General features: G+C 66.3%; 17 protein-coding genes and 2 pseudogenes. 16 read left to right on the plus strand and 3 right to left on the minus strand.

Translation table 11 applies throughout. From position 1 onward, the window contains the following. Positions 1 to 188: 188 nt before the first annotated feature. From AC2CQI_RS28440 to AC2CQI_RS28485, 10 genes are read left to right on the plus strand one after another with little or no spacing between them, the layout of a single operon-like run. Positions 189 to 1,868: a DUF1302 domain-containing protein gene (locus AC2CQI_RS28440; protein ID WP_075802723.1), complete on the plus strand. Its 1,680-nt coding sequence runs from the start codon at positions 189 to 191 to the stop codon at positions 1,866 to 1,868. A gap of 10 nt (positions 1,869 to 1,878) precedes the next feature. Further along, positions 1,879 to 3,243 (plus strand): DUF1329 domain-containing protein, encoded by a 1,365-nt coding sequence (locus tag AC2CQI_RS28445; protein WP_484578567.1) that lies wholly within the window; start codon positions 1,879 to 1,881, stop codon positions 3,241 to 3,243. Positions 3,244 to 3,301: 58 nt separating this feature from the next. Next, positions 3,302 to 4,402 (plus strand): WD40/YVTN/BNR-like repeat-containing protein, encoded by a 1,101-nt coding sequence (locus AC2CQI_RS28450; RefSeq protein ID WP_484578568.1) that lies wholly within the window; start codon positions 3,302 to 3,304, stop codon positions 4,400 to 4,402. Between the two features lie 5 nt (positions 4,403 to 4,407). Then, positions 4,408 to 6,828 (plus strand): efflux RND transporter permease subunit, encoded by a 2,421-nt coding sequence (locus AC2CQI_RS28455; RefSeq protein WP_484578569.1) that lies wholly within the window; start codon positions 4,408 to 4,410, stop codon positions 6,826 to 6,828. Then, the gene (locus AC2CQI_RS28460) at positions 6,818 to 8,014 is read left to right on the plus strand and encodes an MFS transporter (RefSeq protein ID WP_484578570.1); all 1,197 of its coding nucleotides are present in this window, start codon (positions 6,818 to 6,820) and stop codon (positions 8,012 to 8,014) included. The genes AC2CQI_RS28455 and AC2CQI_RS28460 overlap by 11 nt, the downstream gene beginning before the upstream one ends. A gap of 13 nt (positions 8,015 to 8,027) precedes the next feature. Then, positions 8,028 to 8,600: a cupin domain-containing protein gene (locus AC2CQI_RS28465; RefSeq protein WP_484578571.1), complete on the plus strand. Its 573-nt coding sequence runs from the start codon at positions 8,028 to 8,030 to the stop codon at positions 8,598 to 8,600. Continuing rightward, positions 8,597 to 9,589, plus strand: coding sequence for a fumarylacetoacetate hydrolase family protein (locus AC2CQI_RS28470; protein ID WP_484578572.1), 993 nt, complete (start codon positions 8,597 to 8,599; stop codon positions 9,587 to 9,589). Before AC2CQI_RS28465 ends, AC2CQI_RS28470 begins: the two co-directional genes overlap by 4 nt. After that, complete coding sequence (locus AC2CQI_RS28475) at positions 9,580 to 10,566, plus strand: NAD-dependent epimerase/dehydratase family protein (protein WP_484578573.1); 987 nt, start codon at positions 9,580 to 9,582, stop codon at positions 10,564 to 10,566. The genes AC2CQI_RS28470 and AC2CQI_RS28475 overlap by 10 nt, the downstream gene beginning before the upstream one ends. 11 nt (positions 10,567 to 10,577) lie before the next feature. Further along, the gene (locus tag AC2CQI_RS28480) at positions 10,578 to 11,366 is read left to right on the plus strand and encodes a cyclase family protein (protein ID WP_484578574.1); all 789 of its coding nucleotides are present in this window, start codon (positions 10,578 to 10,580) and stop codon (positions 11,364 to 11,366) included. Between the two features lie 17 nt (positions 11,367 to 11,383). Further along, positions 11,384 to 13,003, plus strand: a complete 1,620-nt coding sequence (locus AC2CQI_RS28485; protein ID WP_484578575.1) for an arylsulfatase — start codon at positions 11,384 to 11,386, stop codon at positions 13,001 to 13,003. A gap of 158 nt (positions 13,004 to 13,161) precedes the next feature. Here AC2CQI_RS28485 and AC2CQI_RS28490 read toward each other — a convergent pair whose 3' ends face one another. Further along, positions 13,162 to 14,097: a VOC family protein gene (locus AC2CQI_RS28490; protein WP_484578576.1), complete on the minus strand. Its 936-nt coding sequence runs from the start codon at positions 14,095 to 14,097 to the stop codon at positions 13,162 to 13,164. A 15-nt stretch (positions 14,098 to 14,112) separates the two neighbouring features. Next, the gene (locus AC2CQI_RS28495) at positions 14,113 to 15,270 is read right to left on the minus strand and encodes an alpha/beta hydrolase family protein (RefSeq protein ID WP_484578577.1); all 1,158 of its coding nucleotides are present in this window, start codon (positions 15,268 to 15,270) and stop codon (positions 14,113 to 14,115) included. A 1,227-nt stretch (positions 15,271 to 16,497) separates the two neighbouring features. Here AC2CQI_RS28495 and AC2CQI_RS28500 point away from each other — a divergent pair. Next, a pseudogene (locus AC2CQI_RS28500) lies at positions 16,498 to 16,563 on the plus strand (hypothetical protein); the annotation flags it as partial. Positions 16,564 to 16,761: 198 nt separating this feature from the next. Then, complete coding sequence (locus AC2CQI_RS28505; protein ID WP_484580677.1) at positions 16,762 to 17,472, plus strand: methyl-accepting chemotaxis protein; 711 nt, start codon at positions 16,762 to 16,764, stop codon at positions 17,470 to 17,472. 120 nt (positions 17,473 to 17,592) lie between these two features. Here the strand turns inward: AC2CQI_RS28505 and AC2CQI_RS28510 are convergent, their stop codons facing one another. Further along, positions 17,593 to 18,516 (minus strand): LysR family transcriptional regulator, encoded by a 924-nt coding sequence (locus AC2CQI_RS28510; RefSeq protein WP_484578578.1) that lies wholly within the window; start codon positions 18,514 to 18,516, stop codon positions 17,593 to 17,595. A 144-nt stretch (positions 18,517 to 18,660) separates the two neighbouring features. Here AC2CQI_RS28510 and AC2CQI_RS28515 point away from each other — a divergent pair, with 144 nt between their 5' ends. From AC2CQI_RS28515 to AC2CQI_RS28530, 4 genes and pseudogenes are all read left to right on the plus strand, one after another. Then, on the plus strand, positions 18,661 to 19,785 hold the full coding sequence (locus AC2CQI_RS28515) for an FAD-dependent oxidoreductase (RefSeq protein WP_484578579.1): 1,125 nt from the start codon (positions 18,661 to 18,663) through the stop codon (positions 19,783 to 19,785). A 117-nt stretch (positions 19,786 to 19,902) separates the two neighbouring features. After that, positions 19,903 to 20,259 carry a Rieske (2Fe-2S) protein gene (locus tag AC2CQI_RS28520; RefSeq protein WP_075802709.1) on the plus strand — a complete coding sequence of 119 codons (357 nt, stop codon included), beginning with the start codon at positions 19,903 to 19,905 and terminating at the stop codon, positions 20,257 to 20,259. A gap of 121 nt (positions 20,260 to 20,380) precedes the next feature. Then, positions 20,381 to 21,466, plus strand: a pseudogene (locus AC2CQI_RS28525) (cache domain-containing protein); the annotation flags it as partial. Positions 21,467 to 21,553: 87 nt separating this feature from the next. Beyond that, positions 21,554 to 22,321, plus strand: a complete 768-nt coding sequence (locus tag AC2CQI_RS28530; RefSeq protein ID WP_484580678.1) for a methyl-accepting chemotaxis protein — start codon at positions 21,554 to 21,556, stop codon at positions 22,319 to 22,321. Positions 22,322 to 22,329: the final 8 nt, after the last annotated feature.

A 22,329-nucleotide genomic window follows, 5' to 3' on the forward strand; every position in this document is an offset into this window, starting at 1 on the left:
CGATAGGTCGCATCCCGACAAGCGATTAGTCAGAGACAGCCCTGCAGGTCAACCTGTGCCCGTCGCCCGGTCTATCCCGCCGGGTGGCGCCACCCCTGGCATACGACCCAGAACCGGTCCGGCTGCCTTACCGGCCGGTGGTGGCCCAGAAAAGATGCCAACAAAAACAATAAAAGAGGGTTCGTTCGATGGCTATTCGCTCCATCGCCGCATCGCGGCGTGCGCCTTCCACCCTGACGCTCGCTGCGGCGCTGGTCATGGGCATTCCCGGCGCCCAGGCATTCGAGATCCAGACCGGCAATCCCGACCTGAGCCTGCGCTGGGACAACACACTCAAGTACAGCGCCGCCTGGCGCACCCAGGACCCAAGCAGCAAGCTCACCAGCGGCCAAGTCGCGCGCAACCAGGACGACGGTGACCGCGCCTTCGCCAAGGGCCTGATCTCCAACCGCCTGGACATCCTCTCCGAACTGGATATCGGCTACCGCGACTTCGGCGCCCGTCTCAGCGGCGCGGCCTGGTACGACACCGAGTACCAGAAGGACAACGACAACAACGACCCGTCCCGGGCCAACGTGCGCTCGGTGGCCTACGACCAGTTCAGCGACGACACCCGGCACCTGCACGGCGGCGATGGCGAACTGCTGGATGCCTTCGTCTACTGGAACGGCGAGGTCGCCGATCGCGCCGCTTCGGTGCGCCTCGGCCGCCATGGCCTGATCTGGGGCGAAAGCCTGTTCTTCGGCGCCAACGGCATTGCCGGCGGCATGGCCCCGGTGGACGTGGTCAAGGCGGTGTCGGTGCCCAACACCCAGTTCAAGGAAATCACCCGCCCGGTCAGCCAGCTGTCCGGCACCTACCAGCTCACCGACGCCGTCTCGCTCGGCGCCTACTACCAGTTCGAATGGGAAGAAACCCGCCTGCCGGGTGCCGGCAGCTACTTCTCGGTCAGCGACACCATCGGCCAGGGCAACGAGCGCCTGATCGTCGGCGAGCCCTTCCCGGTCTTCCTCGGCGGCAACCCGGACAGCCCGGCCGCGTTCTTCCACGGCAAGGACAAGGACGCGAAAAGCTCGGGGCAGGGCGGCCTGCAGTTGCGCTACACCGCCGACACCGTCGAGTACGGCCTGTACGCCATCCAGTACCACGACAAGTCGCCCAAGCTGTACCTGAAGCCCAGCACCACCGGGCCGAACTTCGCCACCGGGCAGATCGGCGAGTACTACTGGGTCTATCCGGAAAACATCCGCGCCCTGGGCGCCAGCTTCGCCACCAGCATCGACGAATACAGCTTCGCCGGTGAAGCCTCGATGCGCTGGAACATGCCCCTGGTCTCCAATGGCCAGACCGTCACCGCCGGCGTCGTGGCTGACAACGATGACCACCCGCTCTACGCCGTCGGCCGCACCGCGCACCTCAACCTGAACATGATCGCCTCCCTCGGCCCGTCCTTCGTTGCCAACGAGGCCAGCCTGGTCGGCGAGGTGGCCTGGAACCGCCTGCTCAGCGTGACGAAGAACCGCGCCGCCCTCGACCCGGGCGCCACCGACGACGGCGTCGGCCTCAAGCTGGTCTACACCCCCACCTACCGCCAGGTGTTCCCCGGCATCGACCTCAGCGTGCCGCTGGGCATCAGCTACTTCCCCATGGGCAAGTCGGCGGTGGTCAGCAGTTTCGGCCCGGACCGCGGCGGCGATTTCAACGTCGGGGTGAGCGCCACCTACCTCGACCGGGTCACCTTCGGCCTGACCTACACCCACTACTACGGCCCCGAGGACACCAACCTCGATGCCGCCTCCCGATTCACCTTCAAACAAGCACTGAAAGACCGGGACTTCCTGGCCTTCTCGGTTAAAACAACATTCTGAGGGGATCTCCGTGAACATTCCTTTTGCTCTCAAGACCTTCTGTGCCGCCGTGCTGTCCACCGCCGTCCTGAGTGTCCAGCCGGTGCTGGCCGCCGGTGCCGACGACCTCGGCAAGCAACTCACCCCGCTGGGCGCCGAGCGTGCCGCCAATGCCGACGGCAGCATCCCGGCCTGGGAGGGCGGCTACACCAAGGTCGACCCGGCGTTCAAGCAGGGTGGCAAGCGCAATGACCCGTTCGCCGCCGACAAGCCGCTGTACAGCATCACCGCGAAGAACCTCGACCGGTACTCCGCCAAACTGAGCGACGGCACCAAGGCCATGTTCAAGCGCTACCCGGAGAGCTACCGCATCGATGTCTACCCGACCCGCCGCACGGCCGCCGCGCCGCAGTGGGTCTACGACAACACCCTGAAGAACGCCCGCGAGGCGAAGCTGGTGCAAAGCAGTGCCGGCCCGGTGCCGGAGGGGGCCTATGGCGGCATCCCGTTCCCGGTGCCGAAGAACGGCGCCGAGGCCATGTGGAACCATTTGCTGAACTGGCGTGGCGTGTCCCTGGCCATGGACTTCCGCCATTACCTGATGACCGCCGATGGCGCCCAGGTGATGACCACCGACGGCAAGGCCGTGCAGGAAATGCCCTATTACTACCAGGACGGCAACGCAGCGAACTTCGACGGTGACTACTGGCTGTTCCGCCTGCTCAACGTCGGCCCGGCCCTGCGTGCTGGCGAGCAGATCATGGGCCGTACCAATATCAACGGCGACAAGTCCCAGGCCCATGTCTACCTGACCGGGCAGCGCCGCGTGCGCAAGCTGCCCAACGCCTGCTGCGACACGCCGACGCCGGCTACCGCCGGGGTCATGTCCTTCGATGAACTGAGCGTGTTCCAGGGCCGCATGGACCGCTTCGACTGGAAGCTGGTGGGCAAGCAGGAGATGTACATCCCTTACAACACCAACAAGGTGCAGACCGCCGCCAGGCCCGAAGACCTGTTCGCCAAGCACCACCTCAACCCCGACTACGTGCGCTGGGAACTGCACCGGGTCTGGGTGGTGGAAGCCGACCTGGCGCCGGGCAAGCGCCACCAGTTGCCGAAGGGCCGCTACTACCTCGACGAAGACACCTGGCAAGCCATGCTCGGCGACCGCTGGGACGCCAACGGCCAGCTGGCCAAGACCCTTTGGTCGCTGCCCTCGGTGATGCCTGACCTGCCGGCCGTGGCCCAACTGTCCTCGGGCTTCTACGACCTGGTCTCCGGTGCCTGGTTCATCCAGAACCTCTACGCCGGCAAGGACCAGCAATACGCCGTGGTCGATCGCTACAAGGCCGCCGAGTTCTCCCCGGCGGCGATGGCCGGCCGCGGCGTGCGCTGACCGCGAAGGAGGAGGGCAGGTGCTGCCCTCCCGATCGGTACTGGATTTCGAGGTAGACATGAACAGATTGCTTCAGTCGGGCGGCCTGCTGCTGGCCCTCGCCTTGCCGCTGGCTTCCACCTGCCAGGCCCAGGCCATGCTGCAGCACCGTGCCGTCGGTGATGTCCTGCAAAGCCCGGCGATGCAGGTCGTCAATCCGCAACGCGCGGTGTACACCGCCCTGGCCCGGGCCGGCGAACGGCTGGTGGCGGTGGGCGAACGCGGGCTGATCCTGCTGTCCGACGACAACGGCCAGCGCTGGCGCCAGGTCGCGGTGCCGGTCTCGGTAGGCCTGACCGCCGTGGCCTTCGCTGATGCACAGAACGGCTGGGTGACCGGGCATTCCGGGGTGGTCCTGGCGACCCGCGATGGCGGCGAGCACTGGAGCCTGCAACTGGACGGCGAACGCGCCGCCCAGGTGGAGCTGGAAGAGGCTCGCCGCGCTGCACAGCAAATGCCGGACGACGACACTGCCGCCACTCGCCTGGACACCGCCGAGCGGATTGCTGGCGAAGCCGCCGACAAACCCTTCCTCGCCGTCGCCGCCAGCGATGCGCGCAACGTGCTGGTGGTGGGCGCCTATGGCCTGGCCCTGCACAGCGACGATGGCGGCGCCAGCTGGCATTCGCTGATGGGCCGCATCGACAACCCGGAGGGCCTGCACCTGTACGCCGTGGCCCGCCAAGGCGAGGCCTGGGTACTGGCCGGCGAGCAGGGCTACCTGGCCCGTTCCGACAACGGCGAAGACTTCCAGCAGTTGCCCAGCCCCTATCACGGCAGCCTGTTCACCCTCGCCACCCGTGCCGATGGCGCGCTGCTGATCGGCGGGCTCAAGGGCAATGCCTTCGTCCTGGCCGAAGGCGCGCAAGAGGCGCAGGCCCTGCCGACCCTGGCCCCGGTGTCCTTCAGCGATGCCATCACCCTCGGCGATGGCCGGGTGTTGCTGAGCAACCAGTCCGGCGGCCTGTTCACCAGCACGCCCGACGGCCTGGCCCCGGCCTTCGCGCCGCAGCGCAAGCCGGTCGCCGCCGTGGTCCAGGCCGCCGACGGCAGCCTGGTGGTTGCCGGCTTCACCGGGCTGTCCCGCGTCGTCCAGCCCACCGTTTCCGCTTCGGAGTGATCCCCATGAATTGCGCTAGCCGTCACCCCGAGCCCGGCAGCCCGGACGGGTTCGACCCGCGTTCCGGTTCGCTGACCGAGCGGGCCCTGTTCAACCACCGGCACTGGGTCCTGCTGCTATGCCTGCTGACTACCCTGGTGCTGGGCTGGCAGTCCACGCGCCTGGAACTCAATGCCAGCTTCGAGAAGATGATCCCCACCGGGCATCCCTATATCGCCAACTACCTGGAGCGGCAGAAGGAGCTGTCCGGCCTGGGCAACACCCTGCGCATCGCCGTTGCCAATAGCAAAGGCGAAATCTACGACGCGGCCTACCTGGGCACCCTGCAGAAGCTCAGCGAACGCATCTACCTGCTGCCCGGCGTCGACCGCGCCTACATGAAGTCGCTGTGGACCCCGGCGACCCGCTGGGTCTCGGTGACCGAGGACGGCCTCGACGGCGGCCCGGTGATTCCCGACGACTACAACGGCAGCCCCGAGTCCCTCGCCGAACTGCGGCGCAATGTTCAGCTGTCCAACGAGATCGGCCAGCTTGTCGCCTTCGACCAGCGCTCCAGCATCATCCAGGTGCCGCTGCTGGCCCGCACCCCGGACGGCAAGGCGCTGGACTACACCGTGCTGGCCGGGCAACTGGAAGCCCTGCGCGCCGAGTTCGCCAGCGACGGCATCGACATCCATATCACCGGCTTCGCCAAGAAGGTCGGTGACCTGATCGAGGGCCTGCAACAGATCCTGCTGTTCTTCGCCGTAGCCATCCTGATCACCACGGCAGTGCTCTATGCCTACACCCGCTGCGTGCGCAGCACCCTGCTGGTGGTGATCTGCTCGCTGGTGGCGGTGGTCTGGCAACTGGGCTTGCTGCCCTTGCTCGGCTTCCAGCTCGACCCCTACTCGGTGCTGGTGCCGTTCCTGGTCTTCGCCATCGGCATGAGCCACGGCGCGCAGAAGATGAACGGGATCATGCAGGACATCGGTCGCGGCATGCACCGCGTCGTCGCCGCACGCTTCACCTTCCGCCGCCTGTTCCTCGCCGGGCTGACCGCCTTGCTCTGCGACGCGGTGGGCTTCGCCGTGCTGATGATCATCCAGATCAAGGTGATCCAGGACCTGGCGATCATCGCCAGCATCGGCGTGGCGGTGCTGATCTTCACCAACCTGATCCTGCTGCCGGTGCTGCTCTCCTACTTCGGCGTCAGCCCGAAGGCCGCCGAGATCAGCCTGCGCAGCGAGCGGGCGGAGGAGCGTGGCAAGGCCCGCCATCCGTTCTGGCGCTTGCTCGACCTGTTCACCCGCAAGCCCTGGGCGCGGGCGTGCATCGGCGTCAGCCTGGTGCTGGCGGTGCTGGGCTTCCTGGTCAGCCTGCACCTGGCCATCGGCGACCTCGATGCCGGCGCCCCGGAACTGCGCGCCGACTCGCGCTACAACCGCGACGACGCCTTCATGACCCAGGCCTACGGTGCCAGCAGCGACCTGTTCGCGATCATGGTGCAGACCCCGGCCGGGGCCTGCGCGCGCTACGACGTGCTGCGCAAGGTCGACGAACTGGACTGGCAACTGCGCAGCCTGCCGGGGGTGGATTCGACCAACTCCCTGGCCCTGCTCAACCGGCGCATGCTGGTCGGCCTGTCGGAGGGCAACCCCAAGTGGTACGAGCTGCAGAACAACCAGGCGATGCTCAACATGATCACCGCCAGTGCCCCGCGCGGCTTGTACAACGAGTCCTGCAACCTGCTGACGCTGTACGTCTACCTCACCGACCACAAGGCCGAGACCCTGACCCGCCTGGTGCAGCACGTCGAGGGCTTCGCCGCGGCCAATGACACCGCCGAGGTGAAGTTCCTGCTGGCCGCCGGCAATGCCGGGATCGAGGCGGCGACCAATATCGTCGTGCGCGAGGCCAACCGCGAGATGCTGTTCTGGGTCTACGGCGCGGTGATCCTCCTCTGCCTGCTGACCTTCCGTTCCTGGCGCGCCACGGTCTGCGCGGTGATCCCGCTGATGCTCACCTCGATCCTCTGCGAGGCGCTGATGGTCTGGCTGGGCATCGGGGTCAAGGTTGCCACCCTGCCGGTGATCGCCCTGGGCGTGGGCATCGGCGTCGACTACGCGCTGTACGTGATGAGCATCCTGCTCGCCCACCTGCGCCAGGGCGCGAGCCTGTCCGAGGCCTATTACCGGGCCCTGGTGTCCACCGGCAAGGTGGTGATGCTGACCGGCGTGACCCTGGCCATCGGCGTCGGCACCTGGATGTTCTCGCCCATCAAGTTCCAGGCCGATATGGGCGTGCTGCTGGCCTTCATGTTCGTCTGGAACATGGTCGGCGCGCTGGTGCTGCTGCCGGCGTTGGCGCGCTTCCTCCTGCCGGTGCGTCCGGCGCCCCTGCACAGCGAATCGTCCGTACGCCAGGAGATCTCCCATGCGTCGTGAAGCCCAGGCGGGTTTGCCGCAATCCCTGTTGCTGCTGCTCGGCAGTTGCCTGCCGGTTCTTGGCGCGGTGCTGCTGGCGCCGGTGTTGCCACGAATGCAGGCGCACTTCGGCGATGATCCGCTGGTTGCGGTGCTGGTCCCGGTCAGCCTGACCATTCCCGCACTGGTGATCGCCGTGCTCGCGCCCTTCGCCGGAATGATCGCCGACCGCCTCGGGCGCAAGCCGCTGCTGCTTGGCTCGATGCTGCTCTACAGCCTGTTCGGCCTGTTGCCGCTGTGGCTGGAATCGCTGCCGGCGATCGTCGCCAGCCGTGCCGGGCTCGGCCTGGCGGAGGCGGGGATCATGACCTGCTGCACCACCCTGATCGGCGACTACTACCAGGGCGCCCGGCGTGAGCGGCTGTTCGCCTTGCAGATGGTCTGCACCTCGTTGTCGGCGGCACTGTTCATCTCGGTGGGCGGGGCGCTCGGGCAGGACGACTGGCGCACGCCGTACATGCTCTACGGCGTCGGCCTGCTGTTCCTGCCGTTGATGGCATGGCTGCTGTGGGAGCGCCAGGCGGGCGAGGTGCAGGTCGAAAACGACAGCGCCGGCTTCCCCTGGCGGGCCCTGCTGCCGCTGTACCTGTTCAGCCTGCTGGCGGGCGTCAGCCTGTTTGTCGTGCCGGTGCAGGCGGGCTTCCTGCTCGGCCTGCTGCACGTCGATTCACCGCAGCAGATCGGCATGGTCATGGGCGCCAACCAGCTCGGCGTGATGCTCGGTGCCTTGAGCTTCCGCCTGCTGCATGGCCTGGCCCGGCAGTACCTGCTGGGGCTGGCCTTTATCACGGCGGGTCTCGGTGGCGGGCTGATGGCGCTGGCACCGGATGCACTGTGGCTGACCCCGGCCGTGGCCCTCAATGGCCTGGGCATCGGCTTGATGCTGCCAACCCTGATCACCTGGGTCATGTCCCGTGCCGGTGCGGCCCAGCGTGGCCGGGCTACGGGCGGATTCACGGCGGCGCTGTTCGCCGGGGAGTTCGCCAGCCCGCTGGTGGTGCTGGCGCTGACGTCCGGCAACCCGCAGGCGCTGCCCGGTGCCCTGGCCCTGATCGCCTTAGGGCAACTGTTGCTGGCCTTGGCCTGCCTCGCCTTGCCGCGCATCAGCCCGATGCCGGCCCTGCCTTCGTCCCCGAACAAGATCTGATAGCGGAGTCCCCATGCAAGCACTTCCCCCCTTCAAGCGCGTCGTCACCGGCCATAGCGCTGCCGGCAAGGCCCTGGCGGCCCTGGTCGGCGCCGTGCCCACCAGCCTCGAACTCAAGGCCGTGCCCGGCACGGTGTTCCATGAGGTGTGGAGCAGCGATGCCAGCCCGGCGCTGATCGACAACGGCAGCGACCCGACCCTCAGGCCGCTGGTGTTGAGCCCGTCGGCTCTCGGCAGCCTGATCCGCGTAGTGGATATCCCGCCGGACAGCGTGCAGAACCAGGTCAGCGACGCGGCCGCTGCGGCGGCGTTCGCCGAGATCGGCGAGTCCCATGCCGGCACCGGCACCGGCGAATCTCGGCACAAGCTGATGCACCGCACCGAAACCCTCGACTACGGCATCGTCACCGAGGGCGAGGTCTGGCTGGTGCTGGACGATGAAGATGTACACCTCAAGCGCGGCGATATCGTGGTCCAGCGTGGCACCAACCATGCCTGGAGCAATCGCACCGAGGCGATGGCGCGGATGGTCTTCATCCTCCTTGACGGGCGCTATGCCGAGCAGTTGCAGGAGGTGCTGGCATGAAGCTCGCGACCTTGGCCGATGGCAGCCGCGACGGGCGTCTGCTGCTGGTGTCCCGGGATCTGCGCCGGGCGGTGGAAGCCGGCGATATCGCCGCCACCCTGCAGGTGGCCATCGATAACTGGGTGGAGGTTGAACCGCGCTTGCAGGTGCGTTACGCGGCCTTGAACGGCAACGCGCTCGACGACGCCTTCGACTTCGATCCGCAGCAGGTCATGGCACCGTTGCCGCGCGCCTGGCAATGGCTGGACGGTTCCTGCTTCCTCAGCCATGGCGAGCTGATGCAGCGCGCCTTCCGCCTCGACCCCATCGAAGGTGTCGAGGACACGCCTTTGATGTATCAGGGCGCGGGTGACGACTTCCTCGGTCCGTGCCAGGACATCCCGCTGCCCAGCGAAGCCCACGGCATCGATTTCGAAGGCGAGTTCGCCGTGCTGCTGGACGAGGTGCCCATGGGCTGCACCGCCGAACAGGCGCTCGGGCATGTGCGGCTGGTCCTGCAACTCAATGACGTCAGCCTGCGCGCCCTGGCGCCCCGGGAAATGAAGACCGGCTTTGGCTTTATCCAGGCCAAGTCGTCGTCCAGCTTCGCCCCGGTCGCGGTGACCCCGGACGAGCTGGGCGAGGACTGGCGCGAGGGGCGGGTGCACCTGCCGCTGAACGTGGAGCGCAATGGCGAGTGGTTCGGCCATCCCCATGGCGGTGCCATGCACTTTGGCTTCCATCAACTGATCGCCCATGCGGCCCTGACCCGGCGTCTGGCGGCGGGCACGGTGATCGGTTCGGGTACGGTGTCCAATGCCGACCGCAGCGTCGGCTCGGCCTGCATTGCCGAACGCCGCGCCGTGGAAATGATCGAGCACGGTTCGCCCCGTACCGCCTTCATGCAGTTCGGCGAGCGGGTACGCATGGAGGCCCGTGGCCGGGACGGCTCGCCGCTGTTCGGCGCCATCGACCAGCAGGTGGTCCGGGCAGGTGAATCATGCGCGTGATGGTCACCGGGGCGGCCGGGTTCCTGGGCCGTCAGCTGGTCCAGCGCTTGCTGGCGTTCGGGCACCTGCGCGGGCGGCGGATCGAGGCGCTGATCCTGCTCGACCAGCGTCTCGATGGCTTTCCCGAAGACCCGCGTCTGCGCCATCTCACCGGCAGCATCACCGACCCGGCGCTGCTGCGCCGGGGGCTGGCCGACGGGGTGGATGTGGTCTTTCATCTGGTCAGCATCGCCGGCGGCGCGGCCGAGGAAAACTACGCCCTGGGCCGCCAGGTGAACCTGCTCGCCAGCCTGCAGTTGCTTGAGTTGCTGCGTAACGCCCAGCGCCCGCCGGTGCTGGTGTATGCCAGCAGTGTCGCGGTCTACGGCGGCGACCTGCCGCTGCGCATGGACGAGCACCAGCGCCCGCGCCCGGCGCTGTCCTATGGTGCGCACAAGCTGATGATCGAGCAGCAGCTGGGCGACCTGGCCCGGCGTGGCGAGGTGGATGGCCGCGCCTTGCGCCTGCCCGGCATCGTCGCCCGGCCGGGAGATGGCGCCGGGCTGCGTTCGGCATTCATGAGCGACCTGCTGCAACGCTTCGCGGCGGGTCAGCCCTACACCTGTCCGGTCTCGCCCCAGGCCACCGCCTGGTGGATGTCCGCCGCCTGCTGCGTCGACAACCTGCTGCATGCCGCCGAATTCGATCTGCCCGTTGATGCGCCATGCCGGGTCTGGCAACTGCCGGTGCTGCAGCTGTCCATCGCCGCCGTGGTGGATGCCCTGGCGGAGGTGTTCGGCGAAGAGCGCCGGGCCCTGATCGACTACCAGCCGGACGCGGCACTGGAAGCCCTGTTCGGGCGCTTACCGCCATTGCGCACGCCGCTGGCCCGGGTCCGCGGCTTTCGCCATGACGGCACGGCGCGCGCCCTGGTGCGCAATGCCCTCGACCTTACTCATCGCGTCCGCCCTGCGCGGGCGCTCGCGACACCTGCCTGAGAGGAAACCCAATGACTGCAAGACCCACGCGCCGCCTGGTCGATCTGTCGGTAACCCTGGACAACAACCCTTACACCGATCCGCCACCGTTGCTGCCGAAGATCGACTACATGGACCACCAGCAGGGCTGGCCGGAGATGGCCGCGATGTTCCCCGGACTGGCCATCGAGCAGATGCCCGGGCAGGAGTCCTGGGCTGCCGAGCGCCTGTCCATCACCACCCACAGCGGCACCCATATGGACGCGCCCTGGCACTACGCCTCGACTACCGATGGCGGCAAGCCGGCCTTCGGCATCGACGAGCTGCCGCTGGAATGGTGCCTGCAACCGGGGGTGAAGCTGGACTTCCGTCATCTGCCGGATGGCCACGTGGTCCGCGCCGCCGAGGTCGAGGCCGAGTTGCAGCGCATCGGGCACGACCTGCAGCCGCTGGATATCGTCCTGGTCAACACCCGCGCCGGCAGCCTGTTCGGCCAGCCGGGCTACCTGGATGCCGGCGTCGGCATGGGCCGCGAGGCCACCCTGTACCTGCTCGATCGCGGCGTGCGGGTGGTGGGCACCGATGCCTGGAGCTGGGATGCGCCGTTCAGCTTCACCCGCCAGCGTTTCGCCGAAAGCGGCGATGCCTCGATCATCTGGGAAGGGCACAAGGCCGGGCGGGATATCGGCTACGGGCAGATGGAAAAGCTGGCCAATCTCGACAGCCTGCCGGCCAGTGGTTTCCTGGTGTCCTGCTTCCCGTACAAGATCAGGCATGCGTCCGCCGGCTTCGTCCGTGCCGTGGCGATCTTCGAAGAATAGGAACAGCGAGGTTCCCCGTGCGTTTTCCCTTCCTGCTGACTGCGCTGGCCTGTCTGGTGTCCGGCGCTGCCGTGGCTGCCGAGCGGCCGAATATCCTGCTGATCCTCGCCGATGACCTCGGCTACTCCGACCTGGGTTCCTTTGGCGGTGAAATCGCCACGCCCAACCTCGACGAGCTGGCTGCCCATGGCCTGCAACTGACCCATATGTACGCCGCGCCGACCTGCTCGCCGACCCGGGCGATGCTGATGTCCGGCACCGACAACCACCTGGCCGGGCTGGGCACCATGGAAGAGGCGATCCAGCCGTTCCAGCGCGGCAAGCCGGGCTACGAGGGCTATCTCAACCCGCAGTCCCATTCGATTGCCGAGCTGCTGCGCGAGGGCGGCTATCGCACCAGCATGGTCGGCAAATGGCACCTTGGCCTGGGGTCTGACCAGGGCCCTGACCGGCGTGGTTTCGAGCAGTCCTTCACCCTCCTCGAAGGCGGTGGCGTGCATTTCAAGCCGCCTGCGCAACCCACGGCGAAGATCGAGCGCATCACCTACCGCGAGAACGGCCAGCCGGTGGAGTTGCCGGAGAATTTCTACTCGTCGGACTTCTACACCGACAAGCTGATCGACTACCTGCGCAAGGGCCAGGACAGCGGCAAACCGTTCTTCGCCTACGCCGCCTACACCTCGCCGCACTGGCCGCTGCAGGCGCCGGAAGCCTGGCTGGAGAAGTTCCGCGGGCTGTATGACCAGGGTTACGACAAGGTCCGCCAGGCACGGATCGAGCGTCAGCGCGAGAAGGGCCTGCTGCCCGAGGACTTCGTCGCCGCCCAGCGTCTGCCGGTGGCGGCGGACCTGCCGGGCTGGGAGCAGTTGAGCCCGGAGCAGCGGCGGGTCGAGTCGCGCAAGATGGAGATCTATGCGGCCATGGTCGGCAACCTCGACTACAACATCGGGCGCTTGCTGGACTACCTGAAAAGCACCGGGCAGTACGACAACACCCTGGTGGTGTTCATGTCCGACAATGGCGCGGCAGGGGAGCGGCACGAGCAGTTCTATCCGGCGGGGGCGAATACCGATAACAGCCTGGAGAACCTTGGGCGTCGAGGCTCGCAGATCGACTATGGCTTGCGCTGGGCCGAGGTGAGTGCGGCGCCGTTGCGGCTGTTCAAGGGCAGCACGGCGGAGGGCGGGATCAGTGTGCCGGCGATCGTGCATATGCCCCGTGCGCTGGCGCGTCAGGGTGTGGAGCGCGGGGTGGCACGGGTGGATGATCTGGCGCCGACCTTCCTGGAGATTGCCGGATTGGCGCTTCCGCAGGGGCAGGGCAAGCATCCGATCACCGGGCGTTCGATGCTGCCGATGCTGGAGGGCAAGGGTGCGGTGGAGCGGCCGTTGGCCGGGGAGTTGTTTGGCAGCCTGTATTACCGCGAGGGCAATCTGAAGCTGCTGGGGCTGCGGCCCTGGGCGATGCCGGGGCAGGCACCGCAGGCGACGCGCTGGCAGTTGTTCGATGTGGCGCGGGACCGGGGCGAAGTGGAGGACCTGGCGGCGCGGGAGCCGGAGGTGTTCGAGCGGTTGAAGCGGCAGTGGCAGGTGTATGCGAAGGAGGTTGGGGTGGTTGTGCCACCGCAGAAGGACTGAAAATGGATGTTGCTTTTGATGGCCCAATCGCTGGCAAGCCAGCTCCCACAGGGTCAGTGTTGTCCACGCGATCCCTGTGGGAGCTGGCTTGCCAGCGATGAGGCCATCAGCAACAAAGCAAAAAAAGGGGTGTCAATGACACCCCCTTCTGCATTCCCTCAATGCTTGGCCGGCGGCCCTCCCGGGAACCATTTCTCCTGATAGTGGAACAGGAAATACTGCGAGTTATCCGCCCCCGGCGCCGCTACCCGCGCGGTCCATTGCTCATCATGCAGGTCCATGTCCGCGTCGTATTCCACATGGCAGCCCATGGGGCTGTTGAAGTACCAGAACCAGTTCGATCCCAGTTGATGCCGCCCAGGCCCCCAGAACGATTCATAACCTTTCTCGACGAAGCGCGTCCCGGCCACCAGCACTTCGGTCGGCCCGCCCATGTGGAAGGTGAAGTGCTCGATGCCCTTCATGAACGGCGGGGTCTGGATCAGGAACAGGGTGTGGTGGTCCAGGGTGCCGCCCGGACGCAGGAATGGCCCGGTCTCGGCAAAACGGTCGGTACAGACGAAGCCCAGGCGCGTATAGAACGCCTCGGCCCGGTCCGGATCCGGCACGAAATACACCACATGGGACAGGCTGCGCGGCAGCGCCGGCATGTCATTGCTGGCGCCCAGCGCATTGACCGGTCGTGCCGCCTGCGCACCCGGCGCATGGCTGGCTTCGCCGGGGAGGTCGAGGGTGCGCCGCTGGGTGATGCGAAAGCCCAGGGCGAAGCCCATGTCGTCCACGCAGCGCAGCACGCCATCCTCGCCACGACGCACTTCGCGGTCCTTGCCCAGCTCGGCCTCGATGGCCTGCAGGGTGGCTTCGTCGGCGACGCCGTATACGGTTTCGCGCAGTGTGGTGGCGGTTTCCATGGCCGGCGGCAGGCGCGGGTCGTGGCGTGGGCGGATCAGCACGCCGGTGCCGTCAAGGGCTTCCAGCCAGCCGCCGCTGTCATCGATATCACAAGGCTTGAGACCGTAGTCGGTCATGTACTGCACGCAGTCGGCGACGTTGTCCACGCCGAAGACCAGGTAATCGGGTCCGATGATGTTCATGATCGTGTCCAGAAGTCAGGCGGTGCGGCCGCCGAGGGTTTCGGCGACCCAGTCGGCGATGTACTGGCCCGCATTGATGGAGTTGTCGAAGCTGGAGTGCTGCACGCCACCTTCGCGGGAAGTGAAGATCTTCAGTTCGCGCTTGGGGCTGTTGACCAGTTGCTCGTAGGTGCGGTGCGCCCATTTGAGCGGGATCTGCGAGTCCTGCTCGCCATGGGTGACCAGGAAGGGCACGCGGATCTTCTCGACGACGCCATCGAGGTGGACGTTCTCGGCGATCTGCATGAACTCCTCGATGTCCTTGCCACCCCAGACCCAGCGCACGTGCTCCCAGTAATGCGGCACCGGGAAGCTGCCTTCGCGCTCCAGGCGACGCTTCTGCACATCGCGCCAGTCATGGTTGGCGCCCCACACCACGCCGCAGGCGAAGCGCGGTTCGAAAGCCACCGCCCGGGGGCAGTAGTAGCCGCCGAGGGATACGCCTTCGCAGCCGATGCGCTGGGGATCGATGTCCGCCCGGTCCTGCAGCCAGTCGACCACCCGGCTGGCCCAGTGCTCGGCGTCGTAGCGTGCCTTGAGGTCATGCAGGCGCAGGGCTTCGCCGGTGCCGGGCTGGTCGATCAGCAGCGAGGCGATGCCGCGCTTGGCCAGCCACGCGGGCAGGCCGACGCGGTATTTCATTTCCTTGGTGGAGTCCAGGCCGTTGAGCTGGACCAGGATCGGCGCCGGGCCGCTGACACCTTCGGCGCGCACATACAGGCCGGAGATGACCTTGCCCTCGTAGGGGATCTCGACCCGCTCGCAGTTCTCCTTCGACAGCGCGACGCCGCGGGCGAAGGTGTCGAGGAAGCGCTGGTACAGGGCCAGGCGGCCGGGAGCGCCATGGGCCTGGAGGCGTTCGCAGGTCAGGTAGTAGGTGGCCGCACGGTTATATTTTTCGCCGGCCGACAGCAGCCGGCCCAGGGCTTCATCCTCGCCGGCCATCTCGCTCAGCTTGTCGGCCATCTTCGCCCAGGTCTCGCGGAAGGCCCGGGTGCCTTCGGCATCAGGCTGCCTGGCGGCCTCTTGCAACGGCTCGCACATCTCGACGATCTCGCCGATGCGCGCGCCCATCTCGATGGCCAGGTTGACCGAGAGGTTCCACACGTAGTTGCTCGGGAAGTAACGGAACATGGTTGGTTTCCTTCTTGTTATGCACATCGCCGGCAACTGCACAGGCATGGGGCGACGGCCACCCTTCGGGCAGCTGTTGCACGCTCGCACGGGCCTTGTGAATCGGACAAATCGCTTGTTCGGATGCCAGCTATCCGGGCACGCGATACATGGCGCGGGCCGATGCGTCGCATCGCCAGATGCGATTGGTGGGGTGGTGAAGGAGGCGGGCAGGATGGGCGGCCGCGCACGACGCGCGGCTTTCCGAGGAGGGTGCCCTTGTCCGTTTCCAGCGTGTTCGAAACCATTCAGTCCACCGGCCCGTTCGGTCGCCTCAGCGTGGGCGGCAAGCTGTCGCTGGGCTTTGCCCTGGTGCTGGTCTGCACCCTCGGCATGGGGCTGGCGGCCTGGTATGCGTTGCAGGTGAGCCAGGCCAACAGCGAGCGTTTGCGCGGACTGGAGCGTTTGCAGAATCACCTGGCCGAGGCGCGGCAGGCGGAGAAGGCATTCGCCTTGCTGGTCACTGACGAGTCCGCCGGGCAGGTGAGCATGGCCTTGCAGAAGCTGCGCGACGAGTCGGTCGACGGGGACTTCGCCAGGCTTGGCACGGAGTATCTGCAGGGCTTCACGGCCTATGCCAGGGCCCGTCTTCAGGCCCAGGATGCCCGGCTGCGCATGCAGGAACTGGCGCAGGGTGCCGGGCAGCGGTTTGCTGGGGTGTTCCTTGATCAACTGGATGACATCAATGCCGGGCTGGAGCAGGACCAGTCACCCGACGCGGCGGCCATGCAACTGCTGGAAGATGCCGCCGCGCTGCGTGAGCGCCTGACCAACCTGCGTGACAGCGAGCTGTATTTCACCCTCGATCCGCAGCAGCGCTACCGCGATGACTGGATCAACCGGGTCAATGAACTGGGCAGCGCATTAAGCAGCCTTGCCGGCCGGTTGGAAGGCGAACGTCGTCATGCTCTGGATGAGGCCACGGCGGCGCTGGAGGAGTATCGCCAGGCCTTCCTGCGTTACAGCGACAGCGGCGAGCAGGCCTTGGTCCAGCAGGCGGCGATGAACAATACGGCGCAGCAGGTGATCGCCGTCCTCGATGGCGAGCGCGAGCGTGCGGCCCTGGCCTGGGAGGCGCAGCGTCGGCACCTGGACCTGCAATTGGCCCTGATGCTCGGGCTGGCCTTGCTGTCGAGCGTCACAGCCTGCGTGCTGATTCGTCGCTCCATTGCCGTGCCGGTCCGGCAGATGCTGGCGCTGGCGCAGCAGGTTGCTGCCGGGGATCTGCACGGGCATCTGCCACGGCTGGGACGCAGTGATGAGCTGGGGCAACTGAACGAGGCGATCGGGGTGATGCTGCAGGCGCTGCGGGATCTGGTCGGGCGCATTGGAGGGGATGCCGACCAGCTGGATGTCGCGGCTGACACCCTGGCCGGGATGGTCGAGCGCACAGGGCAGGGCGTGCGGGCGCAGCGGCGGCAGACCGGCGAGGTGATGCAGGCCATGCAGTTGATGACCCAGGCCACGGTGCAGGTCAATCAGCGGGTCGATGCCAGCCAGGCCAGCCTCGGGCAGGCCAGTTCGTTGATTCATGAGGGCGATCGGCTGGTGCGCGAGGCGAGCCAGAGTCTTCAGCGGTTGTCCGGGGAGATGGGGGCGGGGACTGCGGCCATGCAACTGCTGCAAAGCCAGAGCGAAGCCATTACCGGCGTGCTGGATGTGATCAGTGCGGTGGCCGAGCAGACCAATCTGCTGGCGTTGAATGCGGCGATCGAGGCGGCGCGGGCCGGTGAGCATGGGCGTGGGTTCGCCGTGGTGGCGGACGAGGTGCGCGGTTTGGCGAGCCGGACCCGGGCGTCTACCGGGGAGATCGACGGGATGATCCAGCGACTCGGTGAAGTGACGCGGGCGGCGGCGGCGAGCCTGGATGACAGCCAGCGCCTGACGGGGGAAGGGGTAGAACTGACGGCGCGGGCCAGTGCGGTGTTGGCGGCGATCACGGCGAGCATTGTCGAGGTGGAGAGTGCTGCCGGGCATATCGCCGAGGCGGCGCGGACCCAGCAGGATCTCGCCTGGCGGGTGGATGGCGCGGCGGGGGAAGTGGAGCGGGTGGTGGAGCAGAATGCGGCGGAGTGTGCGCGGCTGGAGGCGGCGAGTGAGGGGTTGCAGCGGCTTAGTGCGGGGCTTGGGGAGGCGCTGGGTGTATTTCGCGCCGAGCGCTGATTTGAGGGGCTGACGCAAACCCTGTGGGAGCTGGCTTGCCAGCGATAGCTATGGTGAATTCACTGAAGCAATCGCTGGCAAGCCAGCTCCCACAGGGGCAGAGTTGCTCTCAGGAGTGTCTCAAGCCGCCAACGGCGCAGCCGGCCTACTCGCCATCTCCAGCAATTTCCCCCGCAACCACGCCAGTACCGGATCCCGGTCCAGGCTGCGGTGCCAGCTCATGTATTCCTGCATCGCCGGCAGATTCACCGGCGGCGGGACGATGCGCAGCGGCAGGTTGCGCGCATACAGCCGGGCCAGGCGGCCATGCACCGTGGCCACGCGCTGGGTGCCGATCACCAGTTGCGGCAGGGTGTTGAAGTCATGGGTGATCACTTCGAGACGGCGCTTGCAGCCATACTCGCTCATGAACCATTCCTCTATCCCCGGCGTGCGGTTGCGCCCGAACACCACCGAGACATGCCCCAGCTCCAGGTACTGCTCCAGGGTCAGGCGCTCGCCCACTGCCTGGTTGTCCTGGCACACCACGCAGACGTGCTGTTCTTCGAACAGCAACTGCGACGGATGTTCCTTCACGATGTAGTGGTCCGGCGCGATCATCAGGTCGACCTCGCCGCGCATCAGCATTTCCCGGGCCGTCTCGCCAGGGCTGATGAGTTCGAAGGTCATCAGCGGCGCCTGCTGGTTGACCTCGCGGATCACTTCGGCGAACAGCACGCTGATCAGGTAGTCGGAGGCCATGATGCGGAAATGCCGCTTGCTTTCGGCAATGTCCTGCACCGGTTTGGCGGTGATCGAGGTCTGGATCTTCAGCAGCACTTCGCGCACCGGGATCTCCAGGTCGCGGGCCAGCGGCGTGAGCATCATCTTGCGTCCGACCTGGACCAGCAGGTCGTCCTCGAAGTATGTACGCAACCGCCCGAGTACCCCGCTGGTGGCCGATTGAGTCATGTGCAGACGTTCGGCGGCTCGGGTGATGTTCTGCTCTTCGAGCAGGACATCCAGCGCCACCAGGAGGTTCAGATCCAGGTGTTTGAAGCGCATGGCAGGCATCTCGTTGTTGTATTTATTTTCGCGATACCCTGCATCCCCAGTAACGATTAGTCAAATTCTTCCCCGGTTCCTAGCCTGTGCTTCCAGCCTCCCGCCGGAGGGCTGATCCACACAACAAGAACAAGGGAATCACGCATGAGCGATATCAACAGAGTACTGATCGTGGGCGGCGGCATCGGCGGCCTGTGCGCGGCGATCGCGCTGCGCCGCCAGGGGGTGGCAGTCGACCTGGTGGAGATCAAGTCGGAGTGGACGGTGTACGGCGTCGGCATCATCCAGCAGAGCAACGTGGTCCGGGAAATGGCCCGCCTAGGCGTGCTCGACCGCTACCTCGATGCCGCCTACGCCTTCGAGGACGTGGGCATCTACGACCTGCAGGGCAAGGCCCTGGCGCGCATCCCCGGGCAGCGCTTGGCGGGCCCGCAGTACCCGGCCAACGTCGGCATCTCGCGGCTGGCCCTGCACCAGGTGCTCAGCGATACCGCCATCGAGCTCGGCACCCGGGTGCGCCTCGGGGTGAGTGTCGAGTCCTATGAAGAATTCCCCCTCGACCTCAACGTCAGCTTCACCGACGGCTCCAGCGGCCGCTACGACCTGATGGTCGGTGCCGACGGCGTGTACTCGAAGATTCGTGGCCTGCTCTATGGCGACACCTACACCCCGCGCTTCACCGGGCAGGCGGTGTGGCGCTACAACTTCCCGCGGCACCCGTCCATCGACCACCTGGCCAGCTACACCGGCGCCGAAGGCAATGCCGGACTGGTGCCGCTGGCGGACGACCTGATGTACATGTTCTCCACCTCCCACGAGCCGAACAATCCCTGGTTCGAGAAGGACCAGCTGGCCGCCACCATGCGCGACCGCATCGCCGGGATCGGCGGGCTGGTGGGCGAACTGCGCGAGCAGATCACCGACGACAGCCAGGTGGTCTACAAGCCGATGGAGGTACTGTTCGTCGATGATCCGTGGTTCAAGGGGCGGGTGATCCTGATCGGCGATGCGGCCCATGCCACCACGCCGCACCTTGGGCAGGGCGCGGGGATGGCCATCGAGGATGCGCTGGTGCTGAGCGAGGAACTGTTCGGCGAGGGTGACCTGCGCACGCGCTTGCAGCGCTTCATGATGCGCCGCTTCGATCGCTGCAAGTACATCGCCGAGAACTCGATCATGGCCGGGGAGCGGGAGATGGCCCGGGATGCCGGGTTCGACCGGATCGGGCTGACCAAGGCGATGCTGGCGCGTACGGCCGAGCCGATCTGAGATCAAGAGCACGACGCCTACCCTGTGGGAGCTGGCTTGCCAGCGATAGCTATGGTGAATTCCCGGCAGCAATCGCTGGCAAGCCAGCTCCCACAGGTTCGTGCAAAGCCATGAATCATGTGGAGTAAAACAAGCGTGTCGAACGTTCCTGTTCTGTTATGCCACGAACACCACCTGCAAGAAGGCCAGGCCCTTGGCTTCGACCCCTGGCAGCAAGGCCGCGATACCGTCCTGGCCTTGAAATGGAAAGGCCAGATCAAGGCCTACCGCAACCTCTGCCCCCACCTCGACGTCGCCATGCAATACCGCAAGGACCGCTTCATGTCCGGCGACGGCCAGCACATCGTCTGCTTCGCCCACGGCGCGCTGTTCGATCCCGCCGACGGCAACTGCCTGCTCGGCCCCTGCCTGGGACAGGCCCTCCAGGCCCTGGTCATCCACCGCGACGAGCAACTCAACCTGTGGATTCACTAGATTGATAACTTGTACACAAAACTATCCCTAAAGATTCGTTACGATCCTGCCGAAAACCAATAGATGGCAAGTAGCCATTACTTGACCAATGAATCAACTTCGTCCCGGATCGTGACCCCGTATGAAAATAAAAACCAAGCTCGCCCTTGCCTTCATATCTGTCGCCATCCTCCCGGTCAGCCTGGTCGGCATCATCTCCGTGAGCAATACCAGGACTGACGCGGTCAGCCAGTTCCTCGACAGCAGCACCCGCGAAATTCGCCAGATCGACGGCAATATGCGCCAGTTCTTCGACGGCACCTTGCAGAACGTCGATCAGATGGCCAAGGATCCTGTATACACCGCTGTAACCAGCCTGAAACATTACGAAGGCCCCGACGCTGCCCAGCAGCCGCTGCCGGAGTCGGCCAAGCAGGTCATCGCCCAGTTCGCCCAGTACGGTGAAACCCACCCGGCGGCGGCGATCCTCTCCATCGGCCTGGAAGACGGCAGCTACGCCAAGTGGCCAGACGATCCGAAGCTGGCCAACTACGACCCGCGCACCCGCCCCTGGTACAAGGCGGCCATGGCCAGCCCGGGCAAGACCGTGCGCACCACCGCCTACTACTACGACAAGGACGACGTGGCCCTGGTCGGCACCGCCCGCGCCATGCTCGACGACGCCGGCAAGGCCAAGGGCGTGTTCGTGGTCAGCGTGTCGCTGAAGAACCTCACCGAACTGGTCAAGAGCATCAAGCTGGGCGACAGCGGCTATGTGATGCTGATCGAGAACGACATCGTCCTCGTCGACCCGCGGGACAGCGCCCACAGCTTCAAGCCGCTCAAGGACCTGGGCGAGCCCTATGCCAAGCTGGCCGCGACCACCCAGGGCTCGACCGAGGTGGAAATCGATGGCACCCGCTACATGGCCAATGTCTGGACGTCCCCTGGCCTGGGCTGGCGCTTCGTCGGCCTGATCGAGCAGAAGGAAGTGATGGCCACGGCCACGCGCATGACCTGGCTCACCGCCGGCATCGTCATCGTCCTGGGCCTGCTGTTCGCGGTGATCGCGGCGGCGTTCTCGCGGGTTATCGTCAAGCCCATCGGCCAGGTCAGCAGCGGCCTGCAGTCGATCGCCGAAGGCGAGGGCGACCTGCGCCAGGACCTGCACGTCCAGGGCAAGGATGAAACCGCCGAGCTGGCGGGCTGGTTCAACAAATTCCTCGCCGCCATTCGCCAGTTGATCCAGCGTATCGGCGCGGCGTCGACCAACCTGCATGACGCCTCGCGGGCCAACAGCGAGATGGCCGGCAATATGAACGAAGCGGCCGGTCGTCAGCGTGAAGCGGTGGAGCTGGTGTCCACGGCGTTCAACGAGATGGTCGCCACGGCCAACGAAGTGGCGCGTTCCTGCAGCAGTGCTGCCGATTCGGCGGAGAGCGGTCATCGCCGTGTCGCCGAGGGCAAGCAGCAGATCGAGCAGACCACCGAGAACGTCAATCGCCTGGGCAGCCGCCTGGTCGAGTCGTCCCAGGCCATGCTCGAACTGGAAGCCGGCAGCCGCAGCATCAACCAGATCCTCGGCACCATCCGCGGGATTGCCGAGCAGACCAACCTGCTGGCGCTCAACGCGGCCATCGAGGCGGCGCGGGCCGGTGACCAGGGCCGTGGTTTCGCCGTGGTCGCGGACGAGGTGCGCGCGCTGGCCAAGCGCACCTCGGACTCCACCGGGGAAATCGACCAGTTGCTCAACAGCCTGGGCAGCAAGACCCAGGAAGTCTCGGAGAAGATGGAAAGCTGCCTGGACCTGTCCCGGGCCAGCGTGTCGTCCATCGAAAGCGCGCGGGACAGCTTCGAGGGCATCCAGCTGTCGGTGAATGAAATCCGCGACCAGAACCTGCAGATCTCTGCGGCCGCTGAGGAGCAGCACAGCGTCGCCGAGGAGATCAACCGGCATATCCAGCAGATCTACGACGAGGCGCGGGTGGTGGAGCAGCTTGCCGGCTCGGCGCGGGAGGATTCGGGACGGTTGTCGGAGCTGTCGCAGGAGCTGCATCAGTTGGTAGGGCGGTTCAAGTCCTGAGGGCACCC

This window comes from Pseudomonas sp. P2S-1, from assembly GCF_057197725.1.

Coding starts and splice junctions, on each gene's coding strand:
- AC2CQI_RS28440 (WP_075802723.1), top strand. CDS start 189: ATGGCTATTCGCTCCATCGCCGCATCGCGGCGTGCGCCTTCCACCCTG.
- AC2CQI_RS28450 (WP_484578568.1), top strand. CDS start 3,302: ATGAACAGATTGCTTCAGTCGGGCGGCCTGCTGCTGGCCCTCGCCTTG.
- AC2CQI_RS28455 (WP_484578569.1), top strand. CDS start 4,408: ATGAATTGCGCTAGCCGTCACCCCGAGCCCGGCAGCCCGGACGGGTTC.
- AC2CQI_RS28460 (WP_484578570.1), top strand. CDS start 6,818: ATGCGTCGTGAAGCCCAGGCGGGTTTGCCGCAATCCCTGTTGCTGCTG.
- AC2CQI_RS28465 (WP_484578571.1), top strand. CDS start 8,028: ATGCAAGCACTTCCCCCCTTCAAGCGCGTCGTCACCGGCCATAGCGCT.
- AC2CQI_RS28470 (WP_484578572.1), top strand. CDS start 8,597: ATGAAGCTCGCGACCTTGGCCGATGGCAGCCGCGACGGGCGTCTGCTG.
- AC2CQI_RS28475 (WP_484578573.1), top strand. CDS start 9,580: ATGCGCGTGATGGTCACCGGGGCGGCCGGGTTCCTGGGCCGTCAGCTG.
- AC2CQI_RS28480 (WP_484578574.1), top strand. CDS start 10,578: ATGACTGCAAGACCCACGCGCCGCCTGGTCGATCTGTCGGTAACCCTG.
- AC2CQI_RS28490 (WP_484578576.1), bottom strand. CDS start 14,097: ATGAACATCATCGGACCCGATTACCTGGTCTTCGGCGTGGACAACGTC.
- AC2CQI_RS28495 (WP_484578577.1), bottom strand. CDS start 15,270: ATGTTCCGTTACTTCCCGAGCAACTACGTGTGGAACCTCTCGGTCAAC.
- AC2CQI_RS28505 (WP_484580677.1), top strand. CDS start 16,762: ATGACCCAGGCCACGGTGCAGGTCAATCAGCGGGTCGATGCCAGCCAG.
- AC2CQI_RS28510 (WP_484578578.1), bottom strand. CDS start 18,516: ATGCGCTTCAAACACCTGGATCTGAACCTCCTGGTGGCGCTGGATGTC.
- AC2CQI_RS28515 (WP_484578579.1), top strand. CDS start 18,661: ATGAGCGATATCAACAGAGTACTGATCGTGGGCGGCGGCATCGGCGGC.
- AC2CQI_RS28520 (WP_075802709.1), top strand. CDS start 19,903: ATGTGGAGTAAAACAAGCGTGTCGAACGTTCCTGTTCTGTTATGCCAC.
- AC2CQI_RS28530 (WP_484580678.1), top strand. CDS start 21,554: ATGAACGAAGCGGCCGGTCGTCAGCGTGAAGCGGTGGAGCTGGTGTCC.